Here is a 24,313-nt window from a genome sequence, read left to right as displayed (position 1 = left end):
CCGTTATGAGTTTCCCGCAATGGGTTTTATGGGAATGGCTTGATTCTAAACAAAAAATAAGCGAAATAAGGCAATGCAATTGGCCGAAATTTAAATTATGACGATAGAGCGATTAGTGAATACTTGACCAAATTACTGGGTTTATTTATAGTCGCTTTCATTTTCATTAATTTATTAAGGGGTTTGACATGCGGCTTACCACAAAAGGGCGTTACGCGGTTACCGCGATGCTGGATTTGGCGTTTCACAGCCAATCCAACCCAGTAACTTTGACTGATATTGCGACTCGGCAAACCATTTCCCTGTCTTATCTGGAGCAGTTGTTTGCGCGCTTGCGCAAGGCAGGTATGGTGAAAGGGGTTAGAGGGCCGGGCGGCGGTTATACGCTGAGCCGTCATGCCCGCGAGATCAATATCGCCGACATTATCGAAGCGGTCGATGAACCGGTCGACTCGACCAAATGCGGCGGCAAGTCTAATTGCCATAACGATCAACCCTGTCTGACGCACGATTTATGGATGGGCTTGAGCGAACAGATTCGCGCCTATTTAAAGGAAATTAGCTTGGGACAGTTGCTGGAACGAGATTTTGTTAGTGACGTGGCAAAAAGACAGGGTAAGCAAGTAGAACATGTCATCGAACTGCAAGCCCGACAGGAAAAACGCACCGCGTAAATGATCTATTTCGATCACAACGCTACCACGCGTTGCGACGAACGCGTGGTGGAAGTCATGCTGCCCTATCTCAATTCGATGTATGGCAATCCTTCCAGTCTGTATAAGCTGGGCCGTATCGCCCGCAGTGCGATCGATACGGCTCGAGAGCAACTCGCCGCACTGATTGACGCGCCAGCGTCGCAAATTGTGTTCACCAGTGGTGGTACCGAAGCCAATACCTTGGCTTTGACCAATGCACAAGGCGCCGGGCTATGGATTTCGGCCATTGAGCATCCTTCGGTTTTTGAAAATGCCCACGATTACCGAGCGTCATACCGGCATGTACGAACCTTGCCGGTGGATGCATCCGGTATCGTGCCGTTGGCCGTTATTGCGGCTCAGGATTGGCGAGTAGGCGACTTTGTCTCGCTGATGCTGGCCAATAACGAAACCGGCGTTATTCAGGATGTCGAAGGAATAAGCGAACTATTGGCCGAGCGGGGCGTCAAGATGCATAGCGATGCCGTGCAGGCCTTGGGTAAAATTCCAGTCTCGTTTAGAAAGCTGGGTGTGACGATGATGAGTCTGTCCAGTCACAAAATATACGGCCCCAAGGGGTGCGGGGCGCTGGTGGTTGCCGAGGATATTAATTTAATAGCGTCACAGCGTGGCGGCGATCAGGAGCGCGGTCGGCGGGCCGGTACTGAAAATGTAGCGGCGATAGTGGGTTTTGGCAAAGCGGCTGAGTTGGCCAAAGCCGAGATGGAACAGCGCTCCGAGCGGATGCTGGCATTGAGGACTCGCTTGGAACAGGCTTTACGCAGCATTCCGGGTTTGGTGGTTTTTGCCGAACAGGCTGAAAGATTACCGAATACCGTGCAATTTGGCATTCCCGGTATCAATGGCGAAATGCTGTTGATGCAACTTGACCAGCGCAATATAGCGGTCTCCAGCGGTTCCGCGTGTTCGGCTTCTTCCGGCGAGATTAGTCCGGTGTTGGCGGCGATGGGTATAGAAACGTCGCTGGCTAAAGCGGCTATTCGGGTCAGTTTGGGTAAAGATAACCATGAAGTCGAAATCGATCAATTTGTCGATGCCTTAAAGGCATTGATAGTCAGTCATCAGGAGAGTTAACAATGAGTATTACCGTTACTGAAAGTGCCGCCAGGCAAATTCAAAAACAACTGCAAAAACGCGGTTCCGGTCTGGGTTTAAGGTTGGGCGTTAAAACCTCGGGCTGCTCGGGATATGCGTATGTACTGGATTATGCCGACCAGGCCGAAGCGGATGATGTGATCTTCGATCAATACGATGTGAAAGTGCTGGTCAAACAGGCGGATTTGGATAAATTGAGCGGCATCGAGTTGGATTATGCCAAGGAAGGCTTTAACGAAGCATTCAAATTCAACAATCCGAACGTTAAGGGAACTTGCGGTTGTGGGGAGAGCTTTTCGGTTTAACGAACTAATGCCGGCTTTGTCGATGACAAAGCCGGCGTCACCGGCGCTTATTTCATATTAGCGCCGCAATTGCCTTCCGTTTTTTTACCGTCGGCAGCTTTATCGGCAGCCGGTGCCGGTTTGTTGCCGGCGCACTTGCCTTCTGTAGCCGCTTTGGTGTCAGTGCTTTTTTTCATGGATGCGCCGCATTTGCCTTCTCCACACGCACCGTCTTTCATTTTATCTGCACCGGCTTGATCGGGTTTGGCTTCGGCGGTCAACATATAACCTGAACTCAACTCGGATAACGCAAACGGATTGCTGTCGGCTTGGGCAATATTGCCGGCCAGTGTTGGCAGCAGGGAGGCGCCGATTGCAATGGCGAAAGGGGTTTTATTGATTTTTTTCATACTATCTCCTGTGGAAAAACTAATTGTTGTAATAAACGATTGGCGACCGGATCCACGTATTTTCGGCGATGGGCCTGCCGCTAATATCACAAAAAAGCCTAGTAAAGTAAAGGCGGGAAGATTGCGCGGATCGGCAGTATACTGGCGCCCGAAACGACTATTTTCTGCAACCTGCCGATGCGATGTTCGCTACAACCATGACCTTAAAAACACCCATAGCGCAATTGGGCGCGGAAGTATTACGCCGGCAGGCGCAGCCTGTTGACGACTTTGCCAGCCCCGAGTTCCATAGCCTGATCGAAACTATGCACGATACGATGCTGGAGGCCGGTGGGGTCGGTATAGCGGCGCCGCAATTGGGCGCATCCTGGCAGATTCTGATTATTGCTTCTCGGCCTACAGCCCGTTACCCTCATGCCCCGGATATGCCGCCGATTTTGATGATCAATCCGAGCTTTGAGATTGTCGATGGCGCCTTGCATAAGGATTGGGAGGGATGTTTAAGCGTACCCGGCGTTCGGGCCTTGGTGCCGCGCTATCAAGCCATTGATATCGAGTATCGGAATCAGTTGGGCGAGATCTGTCATTTGCCGTTGCAGGGCTTTCCAGCCCGCGTCTTTCAGCATGAATTCGATCATTTGCTGGGGTTGGTATATCTGGATAGAGTCGAAAATAACCGAGATATTATTTCCGAAACCGAGTTTTTCAAACGCATCGCCGTATAGGAGTCGATTGCATGAAGTTTGTGTTTTTTTGGATGGGGATGTTATTCAGTGCCGGTAGTTATGCGTTGGAGCCCCTATCGGTCAATCAGGTAGCGCCGGGGATTTATCTACATTTATCAGAACATCATTGGCCGGATCGGGACAATCACGGCGAAATCGCTAATATTGGATTTATCGTCGGCGAACGCTGCGTAGCGGTGATCGATAGCGGCGGTAGTCCGCAGCAAGGTATAGCACTACGTCACGCCATTAAACAAACGACCGTTAAACCGGTTTGTTATGTGATTAACACCCATGTGCATCCCGATCACATGTACGGTAACCGCGCTTTCAAGGAACCGGGTGTGCAGTTCGTCGGCCATCATAAGTTGGCGCGAGCCATGGCAACGCGCGGCGAGCATTATTTGAGCCGGGCGGCGGAAACGCTGGACATTCATATCAATCAAGACAATATTATTTCGCCCGATTTGCAGGTAAAAGATACCATGACCTTGAATCTGGGTAATCGCGAATTGGTGTTGACCGCTCATCCCAGCGCCCATACCGATAACGATTTGAGCGTTTATGACAAGACCACCGATACCATGTGGTTGGCCGATTTGCTATTTCTGGAGCACATACCGGTGGTAGATGGCAGCCTTAAAGGCTGGCTGGCGGAGTTAGATAGGCTGGAGCAGAATCGCTACAAATTGGTCATTCCTGGGCATGGCAGGTTGGTAACTGATTGGCCTGTTAGTATGCAGCCGCAAAAGGCTTATTTGACCGGGTTGGCGCGTGAAATCAGGGCCATGATCAAGCAGGGCAAAACCTTGGAACAAGCTGTCGAAACGGTCGGTTTGGCGGCAAAAAACGATTGGCAGTTATATGAGCAATTCCACCGTAAAAACGTCACGATCGCGTTTGCCGAATTGGAATGGGAAGACTGAATATCACAGAGGAGCGCACTCATGCACAAACCCTACAACGTTTTTTATTGGTTGGCTTTACTGATTTTACCTACGATCGCGGCGGCGGAAGGTGATGACATCACCTGGAACAACGTTTTGAAAAACCAGTTTTTTGCCGGTAAAAGCATCGAAGAATCCAATGCGGCCATCGAATTGGATGTGCCTTATCGGGCCGAAGATCCGGCTATCGTGCCGGTTAAGGTCAGCAGTAAATTTCTGCAAAGCAAAGACAAATACATCAAAAAGATCTGGTTATTTGTCGATAAAAATCCGTTTCCGTTCGTCGGCGAATTCGAGTTTTTCCCGGAAAGTGGCAAGGCCGATCTGGCTATGCGAGTGAGGGTCAATACCTATAGCGATATTCGCGCGATCGCCGAGACCAACGACGGCAAGCTGAGTATGACCAAGAAGTTTGTCAAAGCTAGCGGCGGCTGTTCGGCGCCGATCGGCGCCGATCTGGACGAAGCTATGAAACGGATCGGCAAGGTTAAATTCCGTCTCGACGATGGGATTCAGAGCGGGCAGCCGGCGTTGACGCAACTCATGATTAGCCATCCCAACCTCACCGGTATGCAGATGGATCAGATGACTCGATTTATCAGAAAGTCGCACTTTATCGATCAATTGAGAGTGACTTTTAACGACAAACCGGTGCTCAATGCCAAAATCGATATTGCGATCAGCGCCGATCCAAATTTTCGCTTTTACTTCGTACCCGATAAAGCCGGTGAGTTGAAAGCGGAGTTCACCGATGTATCCTGCGAATCGCCGACCAGTCGGAATGTGTGCAACAAGGGTAGCAGTTACTCGCAAAGCTATACGGTTAGTCCCTAATGACTCGGCGGGCTACCTGGAAAATACTAATGGCATTGATGATGTTGGCATCTGCCGACGATGTATTCGCGTTACGCTGCGGGCATAAGCTGGTTCAGATTGGTGCTCACAAATCGGAGGTATTGGAAAGATGCGGCGAGCCGGATTCGGTTGAAGAGCGTAAGGCGATCCGCGGCAGCCGATTGCGACATCCCTACGGCTCGCTGGAGATCGATCAGTTCGAAGAAGTGTTGATAGAAGAATGGATTTATAACTTTGGGCCGCGCAAGTTCCAGCAGTTGCTGGAGTTTGAAGACGGCGAGTTGAAAAAAATCCGTAATCTGAGTTACGGATACTGAGCAAAAATGGCCGGGTTGATAGAGATCAGCCCGGCCGGCTGTTACATCCCATTAAGATCGGTTAGCGCATCCATCACCATGCCGCTACCGATGGCAATCATTAAAATATCCGACGCGACTCGTACAAAACGATAGCCGGCAGGCGCAGGGCCGATGATGGTGGAAGGGATGTCGTAATAAATAACATCTCTGGGCAATGGGTAACCTAATCGCCATTTTTTGGCTTGGCCTGGCGGTAGACAGCCGTTATGTTTCTTCCGCAGTCCGGGGGGGCAATGGCCGGAGCGATACTGATCGGTGTAATATTGGTTAATGCTTAGCCGGTGTTGGTCATTGAAATAGCGTTCTCGGCGCGAACCAATATCCTCACGGTTATATGATCGATCATCGTAATTTCGCTGATCTTCCCGTTCGTGTTTCTGATGTTGTGAATGCTTGCGCTCATTGCCATGGCCGCGGCCCGGTTTTTCTGCATATGCTGGGGCGCTGCAGAGCGCACTGACGAGCAATAGACTCAATCCATGCCAAGGTATCAAAGGTAGTTTGCGCATGTTGTATTCTCGTGATCTGGAGTTGGAGATGGAGGTCGGTTAAAGTATGAAGCATACGAGATTAGCATAGGCTATTTTGGAGTATATTCGGCAAAAAGCGTAAATTTGCGAATATGGTGTAGTCGCGGCTAACCTCAATATGAGATGCGTTTGATGTCTATGTATGTTTCTGAATCAGCAGGTATTTAGTTTGGGGTGGTTGAGTGGATATAGCATTTTTGGGATTTTTCTTCCCTTTTTTAAAAAAAGGGCTATAATTGTCGATTCGAGTATGTTGCAGTAACAAGCGCATTAAAAATGTAGGGAGATAGTATGCTTATCTTGACTCGTAGAGTGGGAGAGACCTTGATGATTGGTGACGATGTGACTGTTACGGTTCTTGGGGTAAAAGGGAATCAAGTTCGAATTGGCGTAAATGCCCCTAAGGATATATCTGTTCATAGGGAAGAAATCTACGAGAGAATTAAGAAAGAACAGTCGGAAGCAGGGAGTGCGGAAGGCTGAGCAGTTTTAGGAGAGATGGCCGAGAGGCCGAAGGCGCTCCCCTGCTAAGGGAGTATGTGCCAAAAGCGCATCGAGGGTTCGAATCCCTCTCTCTCCGCCACTAAAATAAACCTTGACATAGGTTGAAAGAAAAAAGATAATAAGCGGCTCAGATAAGCGCCCGTAGCTCAGCTGGATAGAGTACTCGGCTACGAACCGAGCGGTCGGGAGTTCGAATCTCTCCGGGCGCGCCATATCGAGAAGCAAACAAAATATTAATCCCCTGTAGCTCAGTCGGTAGAGCGGGTGACTGTTAATCACTAGGTCGGCGGTTCGAGCCCGTCCGGGGGAGCCAAATAAATCAAGGCTTTAGGTTAAAACCTAAGGCCTTTTTTTTGGCCTGATGAAAATTTGTAGGCATTTTGTAGGCAGTTTTAACGACTTTTTCGGAATACCGATCAACACTTTTGATATGCTTCCTATTGGCGGGACGACGAATGGCGAGCCATCCATTCGGACAATTTCAATAGTGTCTGTCCTCGTATTGCCGCCAGCCGGCCGCCAAGAATGGGTAGCATTACATCGAAAAACCTTAATTGTTATGGGCCCGTCTAGCGCGTAGGAGAACCGTAAAGGCAGTTGCTCGCGTGTAGATAAGGCCCACCCTCTAAACTTCAGACGCTCAGCATTGAAAGCGAACAACATGTGGTCTAAAGTGACGGTTAAGCCCGTTGTAGAGCTGTAACCCAACTTCTCGTCATTATTTAAGGCGGACGAGTCGAGGCCGGCAAACCTGCCAACGGGCTTCGCCATTTCTATCGCTTGGTGATTGCGAAAAGCCATATTCAGCTATTCATCAACATAAGCACCAGTCCTCATAGCACCACGCGCCAGCCTTGCCGCCAATGAGTCAGGGTTTCGTGCGGCTATGGCTTCCAATTCCGCTTTGGCATGCAATGGCTTTGATGATTGTTTCAGGCGTGCATTCGCTAGCCGATCAGCCAAGCCAATATCAACCGTTTTTCCCTCGAGTCGTTCCAATCGGGTTTTAATGCTCATCGTGCTTTTTCTCCAAGGCTTCGATTCGTTTGGTGAGTTCTTCCGCTTCGATAATTTTGGACTGTGCCGCGAGTGCGGTTATCAATTGGCTGCCAATGTCGGGCGGGATACGTCCGGCCATGGTTGCCTTGATGATTTCGCCGCCTTGCTCAGCCAATGAGCCATTGACCGGCAAATTGACAGACTGCGCCTGCGGCCTGCGCGGTGGGCAAACTATCAATCAAAACCTTTGCCGCTGCCACGTCTCCGCCCTTGGCTAGCTCGACCAGTTTTTTTAAAACGTCCGGCATGTCACCAAGAATCGATTTTCTAAGCAATGTCGCCGGCGTCTTGTCTTTAGGTCGGCCTGCTGGGTTTCCGCTTTGGCCGGGTTTGAATTTTGGTGTTGGCATGTTGTTCTATCTCTGCACAATTCAATAAGTTGAGGGTATCGATTCCACAACCACATGGCAAAAACCATCGGCACTGAGTGTTACCGTGTAATCGAGTTGGTGCGTCTGGCATAGTCGCCGATTAACCAACGATAGCGGCACGACGACGCGCCATGGTGAATGATTGGCGCGATAGGCTAGGATGGGTAGCCTATGTTTTTAAATAGGTTATATGTTTTTACTTAGAACAATTCAGACAAGTTATTGAATTGGGAGAGGGGCGAATTGATGAGCCGGAGGGTTTGAAAAAACGATGATTCCTACCGTTAATAGTCGCCGGGTAACGTATTTAAACTACTACCGTTTCGCTTGTGTCAATCATACGAAAATTGTGTGACATAAATATGACAATTCTTTCGGCTCATTGGCAAACGTTGATTTGAATAGCTTATTGGATTGACGTACGTAAACTTGCTAACAAATTTGTAATATTTGGCTAATAAAATTCAAGGCGCGTGAATCAGCGCTGACGTGCTTTAACTTGCTTTTTGCAACCAATTAATCTGGAAAACACCATGACCGAAGTGAACTCTAACGTACCAACCCTTACCATGGGCGACAAGACCCATCCCATCGACAGTCTTAGCGATATCGCCAAAGCGCAAATCACCAATCTACAAATTGTCGACGCGGAGATACAGCGGCTGCAACAACAATTGGGAATAGCACAAGTTGCTAGGGAAAGCTTTCTGGCGACGCTGCAAGCGGAATTTTCCAAATTGGGTTGATTTCCGCTCTCTTTCGACTAGTAAGGGCAATGCCCGAGCGCTATGGAATTCTCGCTGTTAACGCTCAATCTACATACCTATCAGCAGCACCCTCGCCACTGTTGTTTTGAAACCATGCATCTGCATGAACGGGAAGTGCACATCATTGCCGAAGCCATCGCGAACTTAAAGATCGATGTCGTCTGTTTTCAGGAGGTTGGCGAATACAGGCACGATCCGATTACCCAGCCTTATGGCGAGTCGCCTTCCAATATGGCGTTTCGGATTTGCAGTAAACTGCGTTACTGGGGGCTTTGGTATCACATCCACCAAGATTGGAGTCACATAGGCTTTTACAGGTGGCGGGAGGGCACGGCGATTTTAAGTCGTTATCCCATGCATCACAATTACTCGGCCTATGTTTCCGATGATCAGCGCAAAGATAATTATATGTCTCGCAATATCACCTTATCCTGCATCGATGTACCCTGGTTTGGGATGTTACATGTTGCCAATGTGCATTTGAGCTGGACACATCACGGTTTTTTCGATGAATACCGACGTTTGAAACAACTTATCGATTCTCGTCGGCATTTCGGCATCAGGGCGGAATTAATGGTAGGGGACTTCAATGCACCTGCCGGCGAGCAAGCCTATCGCCATATCGTAGGCCATGCGGAATATGTGGACCAATTTTACGAATTACATCCCCATCGATTTTACGAACCGAGTTTTCGCGGCCAGATAGACGGTTGGCAACATAGTCCGCCCAAACGTATTGATCATATCTTCAAGCGAAACGGTCATCCGATGCGAGTTAAATCCATGGATGTCATTTTTAATGACGGCTTTTATCCTACTGTTTCCGATCATTTCGGATATTTGGCTAGGTTTCACTTGTTTTGATTGTTTGGTGCACAGGACGCACACGGCGTCATAAAACTGTCAATTTTTCTTCGATGCTGATCGCGCTCTACATGCGTGGCTATTCCCAACGCCAATCTTACAGGCTATGAAGATTCCATTGTGGCATTGGCAGCCGAAACCAATTTTTTCGGAACACCGCTGGTCCTGGTGAATGGCGATAGTCACTATTTTCGTCTCGACAAACCATTGCCTTCGGAAGTTAAAGTCACCAAGTTTCCGATCATCGTGCCATGGGAAGCCAGCGAACGGAGGCTGCAAAACTTTATCGCGTAGAAACCTTTGGCAATTCCCATTCGGATTGGATAAAAGCCACTATATACAGACAGGATCCCAATGTTTTCTCTTTCGAAGCGCAATCGTTGAGAAAATATCGCACCACGATGTTAGGTTGCTTGGGTTAGAAAGTGCTTTGTAAACTGCAATTGCACTTTCTGATCGGCCAGTGAGATGGTTACTAACAAGTGGGTCCAAAAGCCTGATAGCTAATCAGTCTTGAAACTTGGGCGTCCCGTAGGTACTTTGTCCACGTTCTCTATGGCTTTTTTGAGTTCTTCCGGATTTGCCTGGGTCAATAGATACAAGCCAGCCCGGAGAATTTCACTTTTCTTCACATGAATTCCAGCGGCTAAGCAGGTTTTTTTCAGTTCCGAAATTTTCCGGTAATCGTGTTCTGGAAATGAAAAGCTATCTCTAATGACTTTGGTTTTTGAGACCTTTCTTTTTTTAACCGAAGTTTTTTCTTCGTTATCGGCTGTTTCAAAAGTGGTTTCGAGTTCAGGCTTTATATTTGATTCAGCAATGACCGGCTCGTTTTCGGCTGGCCGTGTAGCTTCCGTTTTTGACTTTGGTTTTTTGGTATTCATCACGGTTTCCCAAACTGGCAGCGAGGTTAACAGTATATACCGTTTATACTGTTTTTGTTGGGAATCAGTCCAAAACGATTGGGACGAGATAATGATGTCAAATCAAAAGTGATCAAACCTATCGAATCAAATATTTAAGACCATAAATCATCAGTAATCACTAATGTGTTACTGTTATATCCATCTTTTGGTAATGTGGTACCTAGGGAGGGCCGATGACGTGTACACGGAGTATGCTTTTTCCCTGGCTCTCGAATACAAATGTCAGTACGGTTCTGATAACACAAAACACAACGATTTAACCGACGCTGGTAACGGCAATAGGCGCCAATTATTAAGCGGCCAAGATGTTCCAATCTGCTGGGGCGTTCTAGGGATGTAGTCGCCTCCTTGGCGAGTAATGCGGCATAAAGTTGACGTGCTTGATTGATTAAAATGTCATTGTCCATCACAACCTCCTGGTCGTTCTGAATGTCGGAATATACTGAATCAGAATCCTGCTAAGGACTTTGATTTCCGTCAAGACATCGGCGAATTGTTTACTTTGTGGTGTTCAGAATTGCCCCCTTTTTAGCCAGTCTGACGTGTTTCATCGAAAAGTAAATGCTTAGGATTTCTGGTCACGGTTTGGTCACAAAAGTTATCCACAGACATCGAGGAGACTACGACACAGGCCCTTGTGCCGGCTCAATTCACAGGTCAATTCTTAGACGAACTGGTCGAGGCCTTTTGTCGCTGTATCTGCTCGAGATAGATCTAACAAATCTTCAATTTGAAGAAACTTGCCGCTATTCAAGGATTTCAGCAAAGTACAAATTCAAGTCATCCTTTTTTCCATTAGTAATACGCTTGAGTACTTTGGCAAGGGGAAAAATCCAAGTTTCACCCTCCAACAAGCCGATAGCTTGGTGGTCATGGTTAATCTGCCATTCACCACCCTTGTTCTGACGATATACCTCCCCTATATAACTCCCAAGCATTTTACAAACATTTTGGACGTCCTTATCTGATGGCTCTTTGCGAAAGAGCTTCGCTATGAAGCCCTTGGGTCGAGTATGAAATAGTCGGTTTGCTAGCGCTTCAACTAGTTCAACGCTCTCAACAGTAAAATCAAGTGATATGCCAAAATTGCTTTGAGCGAAATTAACTGCATTTGCCGCATAGGCAGCCATAATTTCATTCGGAGTAGGTTCAGTCATCGTCGATCTCAAAAGGATAAATGGTTTCTACAGTAATAATAAAATGAAGCGAGACAGTCTCTAACCCCAGTTATCTAGGTCAATATCACAATAATCTCTTCCCTATTGTAGAAGCTCGAGGTGATAAAGTCCGTTACTATCACTAAACAGACATCAAATAATTTGTGGCGAAGTCAGACGTTGGGTCTATTTTTTTGAAAAAGTCGGTTTTTGGTGAATTTGGCCAATTTTGCTGACAATTAATCTTTAACTTATTGTTTTCAATGATAAACAATTTAGCTAAAAATTGATTTTTCCACACAAGAGCCTTTTTCAACACAATCGGTCGAACACAGGCTTTCGTGGGTAACCGCAATAGGCGAGAATGCTAAGACCTTGTTATTTTTCTTAGGGCGCCACTTAGATATATTCTGTACCATACCAAGAAAACCAATTCCTATGGAGGATTGCATGCGAAAAACAAAATATATTATGTTGTTGGCACTGGTCCTGTCTGGTTGTGATGATATGAAAATGGATCGTAAAGTGGGTAAGCAAATGACAATTGCAGAATCAGTGGTAAGTGATTCGACCGATTTGTCGTAGCCTCGTATGTCGAAAACACTTCTTTCCTTAACCATCTGAATGCCATTATGAAAAAAACTACGACAGTTTCTGAAACACCAGTCGCTACACCTGAAAAGTCTAGGTCGGTGAAAGCGACTAAAAAAACCATTGCCAAGTCAGTTGTCGTTAAAGACACGCAAGAAGCTCCGGCTTCACCAGGCGGAACCAAAACCAAGTCCAAAGTAGCCATTGCCCATGACACTACGAAAACAACTGGCGAGGTGCCGATTTCCACAGATAGCGTCGAAAAAACGCCGGAAGCTCCGGTTGCTAAAGCAGCACCGAAAAAAAACAGTCCAAAGCCAAAAGCCCCAAAAGTAGCGCCTGCAGTGGAGCCCGAGTCGAGTGTGGCTCCAGTCGTCATTTCTATGTATGAGCGGATAGGATTGACCGCCGGGGTCATCTGGCATCATTTGGCTGAAAACGGCGCCACACCGGTTGCGAAATTAGTCTATGTGCTGCCGGAGGAAGAGGCCATCATCCAACGAAGTATTGGCTGGTTAGCGCAGGAAGACAAAATAACCCTGTCTGCTAGAGGGGGAGACCAAGTCGAGACGATCGTGCTGAAGGGGTGATTTTTCACGCTGGGGAAACTGCTCATCGCGGGGAGGGCCTCAATTGCCCAGAGCTGGGCCAGACGCTACTATAAACGGCTGCATCACCAACCCCGTCCGCCGTACCCTGCCACATACTGCTCCGAGGTGTGCCGCTGGCGCCCCGCCCCTATATGACGTCCGACATGTGCCGATTCGGGCGCCTCTGGGTGCTAGTCTAGGCTGATTTCCCTGCCTACAGCGCGAACCCCTGCAAATCGGCAGAGTTTGGCGCGAAGCACGGGGTTCGGTTCGGAAAATTCGGCGCTGGGTCGGAGCGGTAGCTAAAAATCCCTTGCGCATGTTCAGCTTAGCGGGAAAGTTCGGCTTTTTCCGAGCGAAAAGGTTCGGAATAAGTTCGGTTTGAAAGAGGCCGTAAAGGACCTCGCGGAAAAGTGTTACAATTTCTTCGACTTGCTAGCCCGAGTCGCCACTCGCCGTCGTTCTGTTAATCACTAGGTCGGCGGTTCGAGCCCGTCCGGGGGAGCCAAATAAATTAAGGGCTTGCAGAAATGCAGGCCCTTTTTTTGCCTGATCGGGTGGATTTTGATACTTCGGATCGGCGTTTGCACTGATTTCCGTTTTGCAGTCCCTTACTATTCCCCTTTATACGCCAGAGACCATACATTTTGAGTTTAACTAGTTACCTCGCGGTTGATCGCCAACAATTAGCCAACGATATTACCCAACTCCACAGGCAAGCCCTTGCCGATATAGGCCCTGAAGATGTTATCCATTTTAAAAAAATGGAACGCTGGGGGAAAATTTGTTCGCTGATTGGTTATGGTACGGCCTGGATTTTTCCTAATCCGATTTCCGCCTTGCTGATTAGCCAGGGTAGTTTCACCCGTTGGACCCAAGTTGGGCATCCGGTGGTGCATAAAGGCTATGACAAACTGGAAACGACACGCACGCAATACAGCAGCAAAACATTTGCTCGAGGTTGGCGGCGGTTTCTCGATTGGCCGGATTGGATGACACCTGCCGGTTGGCACCATGAGCATGATTTATTGCATCACTACAATTTGGGCGAAATCGCAGATCCCAACAACGCCCAACACAACATGGAATGGCTCAGGCAATCCAGTCTGCCAATGTGGCAACGTTATTTGATCGTGGCATTCTTTTCCGGTATCTGGAAAGTCAGCTATTACACGCCTCGCACCCATAAAGAACTATACCTCAATGCTGCTAGGCAACAGGGCCTGCCTGCGCCCGAGATGACGCGTGTCGGGGCGTGGAGCTTGTTTACCCCGCAAGGCCGTGCGTTGTGGGGGCAAAGTATCTTGCCTTATAGCGCCTACCGTTTTGTTTTGCTGCCGGTGCTATTCTTACCGTTGGGCAGCTTTGCCGTCCTGAGCGTATTGATCAATTCCATCTTGGCGGAAATCTTCACCAATATGCACAGCTTTTTGGTCATGATCCCCAATCATGCCGGCGATGATGTGATGGCCTTTGATGAAAAAGCCAAAGGCAAGGGCGAGTTCTATCTGCGGCAGATTCTCGGTTCCGTGAATTATCCGACCGGGTCAAATCTCAACGACTTCTTCTACGGTTGGTTGAACTATCAAATCGAACATCATTTGTGGCCGGATTTGCCGCTCAGCCAATATCAAAAACTACAGCCGCAGGTAAAGGCGTTGTGCGAAAAGCATAATATTCCGTATCTTCAACAATCGGTTTTCAAACGCCTATTGAAAGCAGTGGATATTATGGTGGGGAAAACTTCAATGTTGAAGCCGGCGGCGGCTTAGTAATTCTATGTTGCGGTTTTAGTTTTTTCGAAGGTAACGCTATGCAATTGTTCTATAGAGTTGGATGATCACCAACGCTTTACCAGTCCTCACGCCACTGTCGCTAGGCATAAAAACCCCGCTGCCTACTCATAATAGCGCCGGTGTTTTATACCGGTTCGCAATCAAACAGATGTCGGTGACCAATCAAGGATAGGAAAAAAGTATCGCGATTCTCACCTGAACGCCGTTTTTGCCACCCAGTTATCATTCCAGCGCTTGTATGCCTCCTCGGCGGAATGACCGGCTCCGATTGCGATAGGGCATGAGCAAATCCAGATATGTTTGATTGTCTTCAATTTTGGCTTTGGCATATTGTGGGTTCTCCAGCTTAGATATGTAATGTCGTTGGAAACATTTTCTCCGCGCTGTCTTATAAAATGCTTAACTGAAGCAATGATTGAGTAGCCAGGAATTTGGATGACTCGAAAGGATAAATGAAGCATCAGCCGATTTGTTTCGTCGGCCGGCCGGTTTATGAATCCATTCTACGGACCAAAACAGTAGGTGCCGACGGTAGGGTAACGACGCAATCATAAGCCAGCCCCGGTAGCGGCGTAATTGCTATTGAATGCCGGGAAAAGGCGGGGGTGGGGCGCTGGTTTTCAGACGGTAAACAACATCAACGCAAGCCCCTTATTCGTAAGCGGCGGTCGACTAGCCAATGATACAGTCTAGCCAATAAGAGCCGAATCAACGGCAGGCCGATTATCCAAGCAAGGGGTTTTAATAACGGCACTTTGTTCATCAACAGAATGTAGGCATCCAGTTCCGAAACGATCCGGCCATTTGTATCGCGCACATGTAATTCGGATAAGGCTTTTTGCGGATCGATCCCCAGTTCCTGCAATTGACTTTCTCGCCCAGTTATATCGAACCAGCAAACCTCTTCGCTGGGAGAGCCCGCCAGTTTTTCATAAGTTTCTCGATCGCGTACGCATTTTGGGCATGCACCGTCATAATAAACCACCAACTTATCTTGATCGGCGCTATCCTGATGAGTCGATCCAAGGTTTGACGGCATCGTGATATCTTACTGTGTCCGAACAAGATGCTCGAATTGGGGTAGCCAATCGGCAAAATGGGCGATGTAGTTATAGCCACAGACTGTTTTCAAGCATTTGGCACTAACGACGTCATAAATCCGCCGCGCCTGATTCAGGGTGTCCTGCTCTGGCCCGTAGGGATTGAAATACATGCCGGTCTCCGTCAGAAACACATAATCGCAGATGAACAACACATCGAGATAGATATAAAAGGTAAATCCAGGTGTGTGACCACCGACGTGATAGGCCTCAATACCATAGGCAGTAAAGTCATTGCTAAAACGCCGGTCTATATCAAATAAAGTCACTAACCGATGTTTGGCATCCAGGTCATGCAGCCAGACTTCCGAATGCCAGAGGCGCCGATATTGATTGGATGCACCGAGGAAATGATGGTGGGTGAACAAGATGGCATCCACTGGCGCCAAATTGCGGTTGAAAGCCGATGGCGAATCGATCCAGACCGCGCCGGTCTTGGTTTCGATGCGATAAGCAGCGTGCTCCAGTCCCAGTTTCGGCACCGAAAGCAATTGGCTGACCACATCGTTTACCGCGTGGGTGGTGACGCTATAGGTCTTTTCGGCGTCGTCCCAAGTCATGAAACGATCATGCCGGGCGCCGCAAAACGGACAAATGTCAGGCATTTCACCGATCATGTTATACCCGCATTGTAAGCAAACCCATTGTTGCGTGTCCCGTGGGAGATTTTGCGTAGTCATCATGCACTTTCCCGTGACGTCATCGTCATGAATAAATTTGGCGCTCAGGTTCGCCAGGGATGAGAGGGTAAATCGGACAGCCCGATCACATCCACGCCTGCTTTGGCGACCTGATGATCGTTTTCCACCGAACTGCCGCTGACGCCGATTGCGCCAATCAGCACCCCATCCTGATCGACTATCGGCACGCCGCCGGGAAAGGTAATCAGCCCCTGGTTCGAATGTTCGATGCCGTACAGTGGTCTGCCCGGCTGTGAAAGCTGGCCGATTTGTCCGGTATTCATCCCGAAGAAACAGGCGGTCTTGGCTTTTTTGATGGCGATATCGATGCTGCCGACCCAAGCACCGTTCATGCGGGTAAATGCCTTCAAATCGGCGCCGGAATCGACTACGGCGATACACATTTGCGTGCCCAGCTTTTTCGATTCGGCAAGTGCAGCGGCAATCGCCTTTTCTGCTTGTTCGTAACTGACGTGCATGATGCTCTCCTTAGGTAGTGGCGATGGAAATCTGTCTTCTTATGCGATCGAGATTATCTTTCCGATGCGATCAGGCGGCGAACGGAGGCTATAGCTGTCCGTTGGTTGGCCTAATCGCGTAGTATGCTAAAACTGTTTCGGAGATATGCCTCCGCGGTCGTCAATGTGAAGTGCAGACGCAAATTGGAAGCGGGTTAAACGGAGACCTGTTTAAACGCGCTGAGTTCCAAATGTCCCTACGTCCCGGCGCGGTCGGTCAAGGGTTGGGGAAGCGTTGCTAAATGGTTTGCCCGGATTTGATAGTAGCGAGTTAGCGCTGTAACTGGTGTTTGTTCTGTTTTCTCTAGCCGTCCCATCGTGTACCATGTAAGTATTCAGAATTTGTGTACCAAGGCGTGTACCAAAAAACATGCGCTCGTTGATCACGTCCAATTAAAACAATAGCTTATGCGCATTCTTAATATTAGCTTCAAAAATATCAATTCACTGGAAGGTGAAGGCCGGATCGATTTCGATCACGGGCCGATCGCCGATAGCGGCGTGTTTGCTATCACGGGACCCAATGGTTCCGGCAAGACTAGTATTCTTGATGTGATCACCCTCGGTTTGTACGGTGAAACTTTTCGTTTCGATAAGCCGGCAGAACACGTTATCACCAAACAGACCAACGATAGCTTCGCGCAGGTTGAATTTGCGCTCGGCGGCGAGACATTTCGTTCCAGTTGGCAGGTCAAGCGGCTTGCCGATGCCAATCAAGACCAGCCATTGCAACCGGAAATGGCCCTAATTCGTCTAAATGACGAGCAGGAGTTGCTGGCTCGGACGCCCAATACCGTGCGGACTCGAATTGCCGAATTGACGGGTATGGACTTCCACAAATTCAGCAAATCCATGGTGTTGCCGCAAGGCGATTTCGCGGCGTTTTTGAATGCGCTAGACAGCGAGCGCATGGATATTCTGGAAAAAATTAGCGGCACTGCTATTTATACCGACTATCGAAATCAGGCCGATGCCAACTATCAGCAAACCCGTAACCGTTTGGCGCAATTGCAGCAGGATATCGAGCTGATACCGCTATTGAGTCAGGAGACTTTGCAGGCCAGCGAACACGATTTGCAAGATTTCAATGAGCAGGTTGCCGAACTGAAAGACCAGCAAAATCAGTTGCGGCAGCAATTGTTAGGTTTTAAAAGTATCAATGCGATCGAAGGCCGGCGGCAGAAGCTGGCTGATCAGTCTCAACAAATCGAGGCTCAAATTGATCGCTTGCAACAGGATCTGCAGCGGATTGCTGGTATTCGGCAGGCTGCTCAGTTCCGCGAGGAAGTGGTTTTGCTCGACGGCAAGCAGGTGCAGATAGCGCAAAGTCAGGAAAGTTTGGCCGCTTATCGCCGGGAACTTGCCATGTTGCAAGAGCAGCTAGGTTCGGCAGCTGGTGATAATGCGCCTGGTTTGGTTGGCAAATCCATTGAAGAACAAAAGCAGGCGATCGATGCGCTTAAATTGAAAGTCAGCGAGCTCAAACTGGAATTGCCGCGTGAAACTGAAGCGGTGCAAGTCGTCCAACAGCAACTCGATGAAAAAAAGGCATCGCTGACCGAAGTGGAAAGCTGGTTGCAACAGCATCAGGCCGATGCCGGGTTGGCGCAAGATTTTCCCGACGTGGCGCGGTTGCGCAATCTCAGAACCGAGTTGGCGGCATTGGGTGGTAAACAAAAAACTCAAGCCAATTGGTCGAAGAATACCTCCACTGCGCTGAAAAAAAACCAATCAGCCTTGAGTGACGCCAAAACCGCCATCGCGGACTTGAAGGAGCGCATCGAGGCGGCGCAAAAAACCATGCTGGAGTTGGCGCAAGGTAAAAGCTTCGATGAATTGAAGGATTTGCTGATTGAACAGCAAGGCCGGGTCAATGATTTCCAAGAGTTGTATTCCTTGGCCAGCGTCAATGCCAAATTTACCCAGAAAGGTTTTTTTAGTTGGTTCTCGCGTAACAAAGAACCGGCTTTGCCCGACGTAGACCGTTTGCAAGCTCGGCTCGATGCATTGCAAGAGGAAATGAGTCGGGAAGAGAATATCGGTAAGGCCTTGGAACAAGCGGTTGCCAACGAGGCCTTGATCAAAAGATTTAGTGGAGAGCGCGGCAAACTGGTCGATGGTAAGCCTTGTTTTTTATGCGGCTCCTTGCAGCATCCTTACGTTACCAAGCCGCCCGCGCTGGCCAATTCGAAAAAGGCCTTGGTTGATCAGCGCGGCAAGATGCAGGCTTTGAAAACGGCTATCGATGGCATATCCATTCAGTTGGCGGTGGCTCAAAAACGCGGTACGCAATTGTCTGCCCGCGAACAGCGCTTGCAGCAGATGCGTTCGCAGTGGCAAGTGTTGAGCAATAGGTTGAATGCGGTTAGCGCGGAATTGGACATAGATAATCTGTCTTTGCAAAAACGCTTGCTGGCGGACGAAAGCCAGGAATTGGAGAAAATCAAAAATTTGGTCAATGAGCATGCGCAATTGCAGCGCAATGTGGCCAAGTGGCATGCGGAAATCGAAACCAAACAAACATTGTTAGAAAAATTAACGTCCTCCATCGAGCAACTTGATGCCGCTTGGAATAACCGGCCGCCGGAATTTATCGAGGTGGAACAGCACTTTAACAACGGCAAGGCGGAAGAAAAGGCCTTGGTTGAAAAGTTGGAAAAGCAATTAGGTTTGCTGGGTGAGAAATTGCCAGGGAAGGGCAAGGAAAACGCATTATTTGATCGGCTGAATAGTCGGCGCCAGGATTATCAGATCAGAGAATTGCGTCAGAAAGGCTTGCAGGAAGAAATCGCCAGTTTGCAGGAAAGATTGCAAGCCAGCCAGGCTAAAATTATCGCTTATCAGCAACAAATGACTGACAATTTGAGCGACTTGCAAAGCGAGGAATGGCTGGGATTGCATTTGGCGGTGCTGGAAAAACAAAAGCTGATTGCCGACCTCGAGCGGCAATTTTCCACGCAGCAAATCGAATTGGAAGCGATGCAGCGCGTGCTGGCAAGCAAAATTACAGGCAGCGGTTTTAACGATGTCGATAGTCTGAAAGAAGCCTTAGCCTTAATCGATAGGCAGATAGAAATCGAGCAAATCGCTGAGCAGCAAAACAGTCAATTGACGGCAATCCATCAGGAATTGAGCAAAGTGGATGCCGAGTTGCAACAGGAATTGGCCGGTATGCCGAGTAATCTGAATGAGGCCGATCTGCTGGCGATGGAGCGTCAGCTGGCCCAGAAACTCGATATTGCCGAACATGAGGTTCGCACATTGGAGACCAAGCTTGATAAACAGCAAGGCTATCGCGACAAATATCAAACCTTGCAAGCGCAATTGGCTGAGCAATTGGCCTTACATAATCAGGCCGAGGCGGAAATGAAGCTTATCAGCGATGAGCAGGGTGGATTCCGACGCCGTATTCAACAATTGCTGGTGGATAAGCTGTTGTCGCAAGCCAACCAAATCTTGGAAAAATTGAGTGGTCGTTACTATGTGCGTAGCGCGGTTAGCGAACACGGATTGGCTTTGGAGATTGAGGATACCAAGCAGAAAAATCTGCGGCGTTTGCCGAAAACCTTATCCGGCGGCGAGAGTTTTGTGGTCAGTTTAGCCCTGGCCCTGGCGTTGGCCGAGATTGCCAATAACGGCAAGGCCATCGATTCGCTGTTCCTGGACGAAGGTTTTGGTAATCTGGACGCCGAAGCGCTCTATCTGGCGATGAGCGCGTTAGAAAGCTTAAAAACCCAAGGTAAAACGGTAGGCATTATTTCCCACGTCGACGGGGTGAAAAAGCGTATTAAAACTCAAATTGAGCTCGTGAAAAAAGCCAACGGCTTGAGCGAAATGAAGATGGTTGCTTGATGACGGGCGCGCCAGCATCGGCCTGAAGCCGATGCTGGCGTTGGGTTAACGTTAGTGGCTGGTGCGGAAGGCTTGGCCATAAGTGGTTTCTACGTCGAAATTGTCCCAAACATATACAGGATAGACGATGGGCTGGGTCGGAATCGGTGCCGATACTAAGTCCAGTACACCCACGCCGATTCTGCCGCCCATATTCAGTAAGCCCTTGAATGTGCCGCCAATAAAGCCGTAAATGACATTGCTCCGATTGTTGACGAGAATAATGCTTTTCGGGATTTCCAGCGACGATGTGGTGATATTGGCTAAACCGTTGACGACTTTTCGACCGAAGGTTTGACCATAACTTTCGGGTTCATCGGCTTGGATCGGTAAGCTTGCGCTGAGAGATGCAGCCATTAACAGAGCGGCCAGAGTGCGGGAATTTCGTTTCATGACATATCCTGTAATTTGAGAGCGGATGTTGGTACAGCTTGACCGATTAGTATGATGCTGAATCGGCCAAGGTTTCGGCCAAAAGTATAGCAGAGCCTAGATTCTTTACTTTTTCAAAGCCTTGGCGAAAGCATTGCTCATGCTGTTCTGCAACGCCGGTTGCGGTTTTGGTTTATGCGCGGCCTTTTGCGGTTTCTCGCTACGAACGATGTCGCTGCTGTCTATGTCTTTCTTCATGCTCAGCGAAATACGCTGACGCGCTACATCGACTTCCAATACCCGGACCTTGACCATATCGCCGGCCTTGACTACGTCGCGAGGATCTTTGACGAATTCGTCGGCCAAATGCGAGATATGCACCAAGCCATCTTGATGTACGCCGATGTCGACGAAAGCGCCAAAATTGGCGACGTTGGTGACGACGCCCTCCAATTTCATGCCGGGTTCCAGGTCGGTGATTTTTTCGACGCCTTCCTTAAATTGCACGCTTTTAAACTCCGGGCGCGGGTCGCGGCCCGGTTTTTCCAGCTCTTGCAAGATGTCGCTGACGGTTGGCAAACCGAATGCTGCATTGGTGTAATTGGCGGGACTCAGGCTACGCAGAAATTGGCTTTGACCGATCAGGTCGCGGATCGATTTGCCGGTATCGTCAAGGATCGCATTCACGACCGGATAGGCTTCAGGGTGCACCGCCGAGGCGTCAAGAGGGTTGTCGCCGTTCATGATGCGTAAGAAACCAGCGGCCTGTTCGAAGGCCTTGTCGCCGAGGCGAGGTACTTTTTTCAATTGGTTGCGATTGGCGAAGGGGCCATTGGTATCTCGAAAAGCGACAATGTTTTCGCTAATACTGCTACTGAGGCCGGAAACCTGTTTCAGCAGTGCCACCGAGGCGGTGTTGACGTCGACGCCGACGGCATTCACGCAGTCTTCCACCACGGTATCCAGCATCCGCGCCAGTTGCACTTGATTGACGTCGTGCTGGTATTGGCCGACGCCTATCGATTTGGGATCGATCTTGACCAGTTCCGCCAGAGGGTCTTGCAGGCGGCGAGCGATGGAGACTGCGCCGCGTAAGGATACATCCAAATCCGGAAACTCCTTGGCCGCCAATTCGGATGCCGAATAGACCGAAGCGCCCGCCTCGGAAACCGTGATTTTTTGAAAATGCAATTCCTTATGCCGTTTCATTAGATCGGTAACCAGTTGGTCGGTTTCCCGCGAAGCAGTACCGTTACCGATGCTGACTAGTTGCACGCCGTATTGGGCGATCAAACGCGCAAGCGTAGCAATCGATTGATCCCATTGGTTTTTCGGTTGATGTGGGTATATCGTCTCGGTTGCCAGCAATTTGCCGGTAGCATCGACTATGGCCACCTTGACGCCGGTGCGGATGCCTGGATCGAGGCCCATTGTCGCTTTCGGGCCCGCCGGCGCGGCTAGCAACAGATCGCGTAAATTACTGGCGAATACTCGAATGGCTTCTAGTTCGGCGGCTTCACGCAGCCGTAGTTTCAGGTCCATGTCGATACGAGTGAATAGTTTGATTTTCCACGCGAAGCGGGCGGTTTCCGCTAGCCAGGCCTCGGCAGGTTTAGCGGTGTTCTGAATTTGCAGACGTTGGCAGACGAATTGCGTGCAGAGCTGATGTTCTTCCTGATCCAGTTCCGCCGGTTTGAGCGTCAGGGACAACAAGTCTTCGTTACGGCCACGGAACAAGGCTAGCGCCCGATGAGATGGGATTTTGTTGATGGCCTCGCTGTAATCGAAATAATCCTTGAATTTGGCTGCTTCCGCTTCCTTGCTGGCGACCAGACTGGAGTGCAAGATCCCCTTATTCCAGATGCGTTCCCGCAATTCAGTTAATAGTTCAGCGTCTTCGGAGATGCGTTCCATGATGATTTGCCGAGCGCCGTCCAGAGCGGCGCCGACATCCGCTACGCCTTTATCGGCGTCGATATAAGCAGCGGCGGCTTGTTCGGGAATCACATCGCGATTATCGAGTATGGCGTCGGCCAAAGGCTCCAGACCGGCTTCGCGGGCAATTTGAGCTTTGGTGCGGCGTTTGGGTTTGTAAGGCAGATATAAATCTTCCAGCAGGGTTTTGGTGTCGGCTTCGACTATCGCTTGTTCCAGTTCCGCTGTGAGCTTTCCTTGCGAGCGAATTGTATCGAGAATCGATGCACGTCTATCGTTAAGCTCGCGCAGATAAATCAGTCTTTCTTCAAGATGACGCAATTGCGTGTCATCTAGGCCGCCGGTCACTTCTTTCCGATAACGAGCGATAAACGGTACGGTGGCGCCTTCATCCAGCAGGCCAGCGGCGGCGGCGACTTGTTGAGGCTTAACGGAAAGTTCTTCGGCAATGCGTTGGATAACGTCCATCTGTATGAAATGTAGAATTGGTAAAACCGGTCATTCTACAGTAGGGCAAGATGTCGAAAAAGTTATCTGTTTGTTGGGCGGGAGGAGAATCTGGCAGGCATAAAAAAGGCGTCAGCCGAAACAACGGCTGACGCCTAAGTTGCAAAGCAAAATTATTTTGCTTGGCTTAACACGTCATTGTTAAAATCTTTGTGTTTTGCCAGAACTTGCGCTTCAGCTTGGGCAGAAGTTTCTCCGCCGTATTGAAGATGTTTGGTTTCGTCTTTTTTCAGCATAACGACGCCGGCAATCGCAATTGCAGTAACGACAGCAACTACAGTAAAGGTATTGTCTTTTTCTTGTTCAGCCATTTTTATAATCCTCATCTTGTTGTTGTAATAATTAGCCCTAAATAGGGGCAACTCGAGTTGTATGTCGAAGTTAGTATTATTGTTAGTCGACGGGGCATTTTTTACACTTAAATTTGTTTTGTGTCAAAACAATATTTTTTAGTTAAGTTTTTTTGTTGCTCGCGCGACTGACGAGACGAGAGTTTTCAGGAGGGCGATACCATGTTCGGAGTTTGGTCCTGCGGTATCGAGCCCCTTTTGATTGGAGCGGGTAGCGAAGACAGGTAATGTATCTCGGGCGAACTTCCTGACGAAGGGGGCATCAAGCCGCCGTGGCTCTGATTTCAAAATAGCGGGTAAGCCAAAGCCGATTGCCCGAAAGTGTTGCCACAATTGTGGTGTTTTGGGTATCGGGAAAGCATGTCAAACCCGGAGAGGATGTATACAATTCAGGTTCAACCAAAGAAGCGCAGC

27 protein-coding genes and 3 tRNA genes are annotated in these 24,313 nt (G+C 49.0%); 17 read left to right on the top strand and 13 right to left on the bottom strand.

Annotation, left to right across the window (positions count from 1 at the left end; genetic code table 11):
• The first annotated feature begins 188 nt into the window (after positions 1 to 188).
• Genes iscR through QZJ86_RS15790 form a run of 3 tightly spaced genes read left to right on the top strand, consistent with a single transcriptional unit; the run spans position 189 to position 2,116 of the window.
• Positions 189 to 674: a Fe-S cluster assembly transcriptional regulator IscR gene (gene iscR, locus QZJ86_RS15800; protein WP_301671431.1), complete on the top strand. Its 486-nt coding sequence runs from the start codon at positions 189 to 191 to the stop codon at positions 672 to 674.
• Positions 675 to 1,790: a cysteine desulfurase family protein gene (locus tag QZJ86_RS15795; RefSeq protein WP_301671430.1), complete on the top strand. Its 1,116-nt coding sequence runs from the start codon at positions 675 to 677 to the stop codon at positions 1,788 to 1,790.
• A gap of 2 nt (positions 1,791 to 1,792) precedes the next feature.
• Positions 1,793 to 2,116, top strand: coding sequence for a HesB/IscA family protein (locus QZJ86_RS15790; protein ID WP_301671429.1), 324 nt, complete (start codon positions 1,793 to 1,795; stop codon positions 2,114 to 2,116).
• A gap of 47 nt (positions 2,117 to 2,163) precedes the next feature.
• Here the strand turns inward: QZJ86_RS15790 and QZJ86_RS15785 are convergent, their stop codons facing one another.
• Positions 2,164 to 2,505 (bottom strand): HvfA family oxazolone/thioamide-modified RiPP metallophore, encoded by a 342-nt coding sequence (locus QZJ86_RS15785; protein WP_301671428.1) that lies wholly within the window; start codon positions 2,503 to 2,505, stop codon positions 2,164 to 2,166.
• A gap of 197 nt (positions 2,506 to 2,702) precedes the next feature.
• Between QZJ86_RS15785 and def the strand changes: the two genes are divergently transcribed.
• The 4 genes from def to QZJ86_RS15765 are packed head-to-tail and all read left to right on the top strand — an operon-like array spanning position 2,703 to position 5,349.
• Complete coding sequence (gene def, locus QZJ86_RS15780) at positions 2,703 to 3,230, top strand: peptide deformylase (protein WP_301671427.1); 528 nt, start codon at positions 2,703 to 2,705, stop codon at positions 3,228 to 3,230.
• Between the two features lie 11 nt (positions 3,231 to 3,241).
• Positions 3,242 to 4,156 (top strand): quinoprotein relay system zinc metallohydrolase 2, encoded by a 915-nt coding sequence (locus tag QZJ86_RS15775; protein WP_301671425.1) that lies wholly within the window; start codon positions 3,242 to 3,244, stop codon positions 4,154 to 4,156.
• Between the two features lie 21 nt (positions 4,157 to 4,177).
• A complete protein-coding gene (locus QZJ86_RS15770; protein WP_301671423.1) occupies positions 4,178 to 5,011 on the top strand; it encodes a quinoprotein dehydrogenase-associated SoxYZ-like carrier in 834 nt (277 codons plus the stop codon).
• A 29-nt stretch (positions 5,012 to 5,040) separates the two neighbouring features.
• Complete coding sequence (locus QZJ86_RS15765) at positions 5,041 to 5,349, top strand: DUF2845 domain-containing protein (RefSeq protein WP_301671422.1); 309 nt, start codon at positions 5,041 to 5,043, stop codon at positions 5,347 to 5,349.
• 41 nt (positions 5,350 to 5,390) lie between these two features.
• Here the strand turns inward: QZJ86_RS15765 and QZJ86_RS15760 are convergent, their stop codons facing one another.
• On the bottom strand, positions 5,391 to 5,900 hold the full coding sequence (locus tag QZJ86_RS15760; protein ID WP_301671421.1) for a hypothetical protein: 510 nt from the start codon (positions 5,898 to 5,900) through the stop codon (positions 5,391 to 5,393).
• 312 nt (positions 5,901 to 6,212) lie between these two features.
• Here QZJ86_RS15760 and csrA point away from each other — a divergent pair, with 312 nt between their 5' ends.
• The 4 genes from csrA to QZJ86_RS15740 all read left to right on the top strand — a co-directional run bounded on the left by csrA (position 6,213) and on the right by QZJ86_RS15740 (position 6,738).
• Entirely contained in the window at positions 6,213 to 6,404 is a 192-nt protein-coding gene (gene csrA, locus QZJ86_RS15755) for a carbon storage regulator CsrA (protein WP_301671420.1), read from the top strand.
• 9 nt (positions 6,405 to 6,413) lie between these two features.
• Positions 6,414 to 6,504, top strand: a tRNA-Ser gene (locus QZJ86_RS15750).
• Between the two features lie 56 nt (positions 6,505 to 6,560).
• Positions 6,561 to 6,637, top strand: a tRNA-Arg gene (locus QZJ86_RS15745).
• Between the two features lie 25 nt (positions 6,638 to 6,662).
• Positions 6,663 to 6,738 (top strand) — tRNA-Asn (locus QZJ86_RS15740).
• Between the two features lie 494 nt (positions 6,739 to 7,232).
• On the opposite strand, the gene QZJ86_RS15735 is transcribed toward QZJ86_RS15740, so the two are convergent.
• The 3 genes from QZJ86_RS15735 to QZJ86_RS21515 are packed head-to-tail and all read right to left on the bottom strand — an operon-like array spanning position 7,233 to position 7,834.
• On the bottom strand, positions 7,233 to 7,442 hold the full coding sequence (locus QZJ86_RS15735; protein ID WP_301671419.1) for a hypothetical protein: 210 nt from the start codon (positions 7,440 to 7,442) through the stop codon (positions 7,233 to 7,235).
• Positions 7,432 to 7,662, bottom strand: coding sequence for a hypothetical protein (locus tag QZJ86_RS21520; RefSeq protein ID WP_320415858.1), 231 nt, complete (start codon positions 7,660 to 7,662; stop codon positions 7,432 to 7,434). The genes QZJ86_RS15735 and QZJ86_RS21520 overlap by 11 nt, the downstream gene beginning before the upstream one ends.
• A complete protein-coding gene (locus QZJ86_RS21515) occupies positions 7,592 to 7,834 on the bottom strand; it encodes a DUF5681 domain-containing protein (RefSeq protein WP_320415827.1) in 243 nt (80 codons plus the stop codon). Before QZJ86_RS21515 ends, QZJ86_RS21520 begins: the two co-directional genes overlap by 71 nt.
• Positions 7,835 to 8,388: 554 nt before the next feature.
• Here QZJ86_RS21515 and QZJ86_RS15725 point away from each other — a divergent pair.
• From QZJ86_RS15725 to QZJ86_RS15715, 3 genes are all read left to right on the top strand, one after another.
• The gene (locus tag QZJ86_RS15725) at positions 8,389 to 8,601 is read left to right on the top strand and encodes a DUF6447 family protein (protein ID WP_301671417.1); all 213 of its coding nucleotides are present in this window, start codon (positions 8,389 to 8,391) and stop codon (positions 8,599 to 8,601) included.
• Between the two features lie 42 nt (positions 8,602 to 8,643).
• Positions 8,644 to 9,486 (top strand): endonuclease/exonuclease/phosphatase family protein, encoded by an 843-nt coding sequence (locus QZJ86_RS15720; protein WP_301671416.1) that lies wholly within the window; start codon positions 8,644 to 8,646, stop codon positions 9,484 to 9,486.
• Between the two features lie 120 nt (positions 9,487 to 9,606).
• Positions 9,607 to 9,780, top strand: coding sequence for a hypothetical protein (locus QZJ86_RS15715; protein WP_301671415.1), 174 nt, complete (start codon positions 9,607 to 9,609; stop codon positions 9,778 to 9,780).
• 209 nt (positions 9,781 to 9,989) lie between these two features.
• Here the strand turns inward: QZJ86_RS15715 and QZJ86_RS15710 are convergent, their stop codons facing one another.
• A complete protein-coding gene (locus QZJ86_RS15710; protein ID WP_301671414.1) occupies positions 9,990 to 10,370 on the bottom strand; it encodes a hypothetical protein in 381 nt (126 codons plus the stop codon).
• Positions 10,371 to 11,158: 788 nt separating this feature from the next.
• Positions 11,159 to 11,569 carry a hypothetical protein gene (locus tag QZJ86_RS15705; protein WP_301671413.1) on the bottom strand — a complete coding sequence of 137 codons (411 nt, stop codon included), beginning with the start codon at positions 11,567 to 11,569 and terminating at the stop codon, positions 11,159 to 11,161.
• 632 nt (positions 11,570 to 12,201) lie between these two features.
• Between QZJ86_RS15705 and QZJ86_RS15700 the strand changes: the two genes are divergently transcribed.
• The gene (locus tag QZJ86_RS15700) at positions 12,202 to 12,750 is read left to right on the top strand and encodes a winged helix-turn-helix domain-containing protein (RefSeq protein ID WP_301671412.1); all 549 of its coding nucleotides are present in this window, start codon (positions 12,202 to 12,204) and stop codon (positions 12,748 to 12,750) included.
• Between the two features lie 647 nt (positions 12,751 to 13,397).
• Positions 13,398 to 14,522 carry a fatty acid desaturase family protein gene (locus tag QZJ86_RS15695; RefSeq protein ID WP_301671411.1) on the top strand — a complete coding sequence of 375 codons (1,125 nt, stop codon included), beginning with the start codon at positions 13,398 to 13,400 and terminating at the stop codon, positions 14,520 to 14,522.
• Between the two features lie 661 nt (positions 14,523 to 15,183).
• On the opposite strand, the gene QZJ86_RS15690 is transcribed toward QZJ86_RS15695, so the two are convergent.
• From QZJ86_RS15690 to QZJ86_RS15680, 3 genes are read right to left on the bottom strand one after another with little or no spacing between them, the layout of a single operon-like run.
• Complete coding sequence (locus QZJ86_RS15690; protein WP_301671410.1) at positions 15,184 to 15,585, bottom strand: thiol-disulfide oxidoreductase DCC family protein; 402 nt, start codon at positions 15,583 to 15,585, stop codon at positions 15,184 to 15,186.
• Positions 15,586 to 15,594: 9 nt separating this feature from the next.
• Positions 15,595 to 16,326, bottom strand: a complete 732-nt coding sequence (locus QZJ86_RS15685) for a rubredoxin-like domain-containing protein (RefSeq protein WP_407081665.1) — start codon at positions 16,324 to 16,326, stop codon at positions 15,595 to 15,597.
• Between the two features lie 44 nt (positions 16,327 to 16,370).
• Positions 16,371 to 16,805, bottom strand: a complete 435-nt coding sequence (locus tag QZJ86_RS15680) for a GlcG/HbpS family heme-binding protein (RefSeq protein ID WP_301671407.1) — start codon at positions 16,803 to 16,805, stop codon at positions 16,371 to 16,373.
• Positions 16,806 to 17,252: 447 nt separating this feature from the next.
• Between QZJ86_RS15680 and QZJ86_RS15675 the strand changes: the two genes are divergently transcribed.
• A complete protein-coding gene (locus QZJ86_RS15675; RefSeq protein WP_301671406.1) occupies positions 17,253 to 20,696 on the top strand; it encodes an SbcC/MukB-like Walker B domain-containing protein in 3,444 nt (1,147 codons plus the stop codon).
• Positions 20,697 to 20,747: 51 nt separating this feature from the next.
• On the opposite strand, the gene QZJ86_RS15670 is transcribed toward QZJ86_RS15675, so the two are convergent.
• The 3 genes from QZJ86_RS15670 to QZJ86_RS15660 form a co-directional block, all read right to left on the bottom strand.
• Positions 20,748 to 21,128 carry an exosortase system-associated protein, TIGR04073 family gene (locus tag QZJ86_RS15670; RefSeq protein ID WP_301671405.1) on the bottom strand — a complete coding sequence of 127 codons (381 nt, stop codon included), beginning with the start codon at positions 21,126 to 21,128 and terminating at the stop codon, positions 20,748 to 20,750.
• Between the two features lie 105 nt (positions 21,129 to 21,233).
• Positions 21,234 to 23,510, bottom strand: coding sequence for a Tex family protein (locus tag QZJ86_RS15665; protein ID WP_301671404.1), 2,277 nt, complete (start codon positions 23,508 to 23,510; stop codon positions 21,234 to 21,236).
• Between the two features lie 152 nt (positions 23,511 to 23,662).
• Complete coding sequence (locus tag QZJ86_RS15660) at positions 23,663 to 23,860, bottom strand: hypothetical protein (protein ID WP_301671403.1); 198 nt, start codon at positions 23,858 to 23,860, stop codon at positions 23,663 to 23,665.
• Positions 23,861 to 24,313: the final 453 nt, after the last annotated feature.

Origin of the sequence: Methylomonas montana, assembly GCF_030490285.1 — a bacterium.
In the GTDB taxonomy this organism is placed as follows: domain Bacteria; phylum Pseudomonadota; class Gammaproteobacteria; order Methylococcales; family Methylomonadaceae; genus Methylomonas; species Methylomonas montana.
The sequence above is the reverse complement of the archived record's forward strand: the minus strand, read 5'-3'. Positions and strand labels throughout refer to the sequence as shown.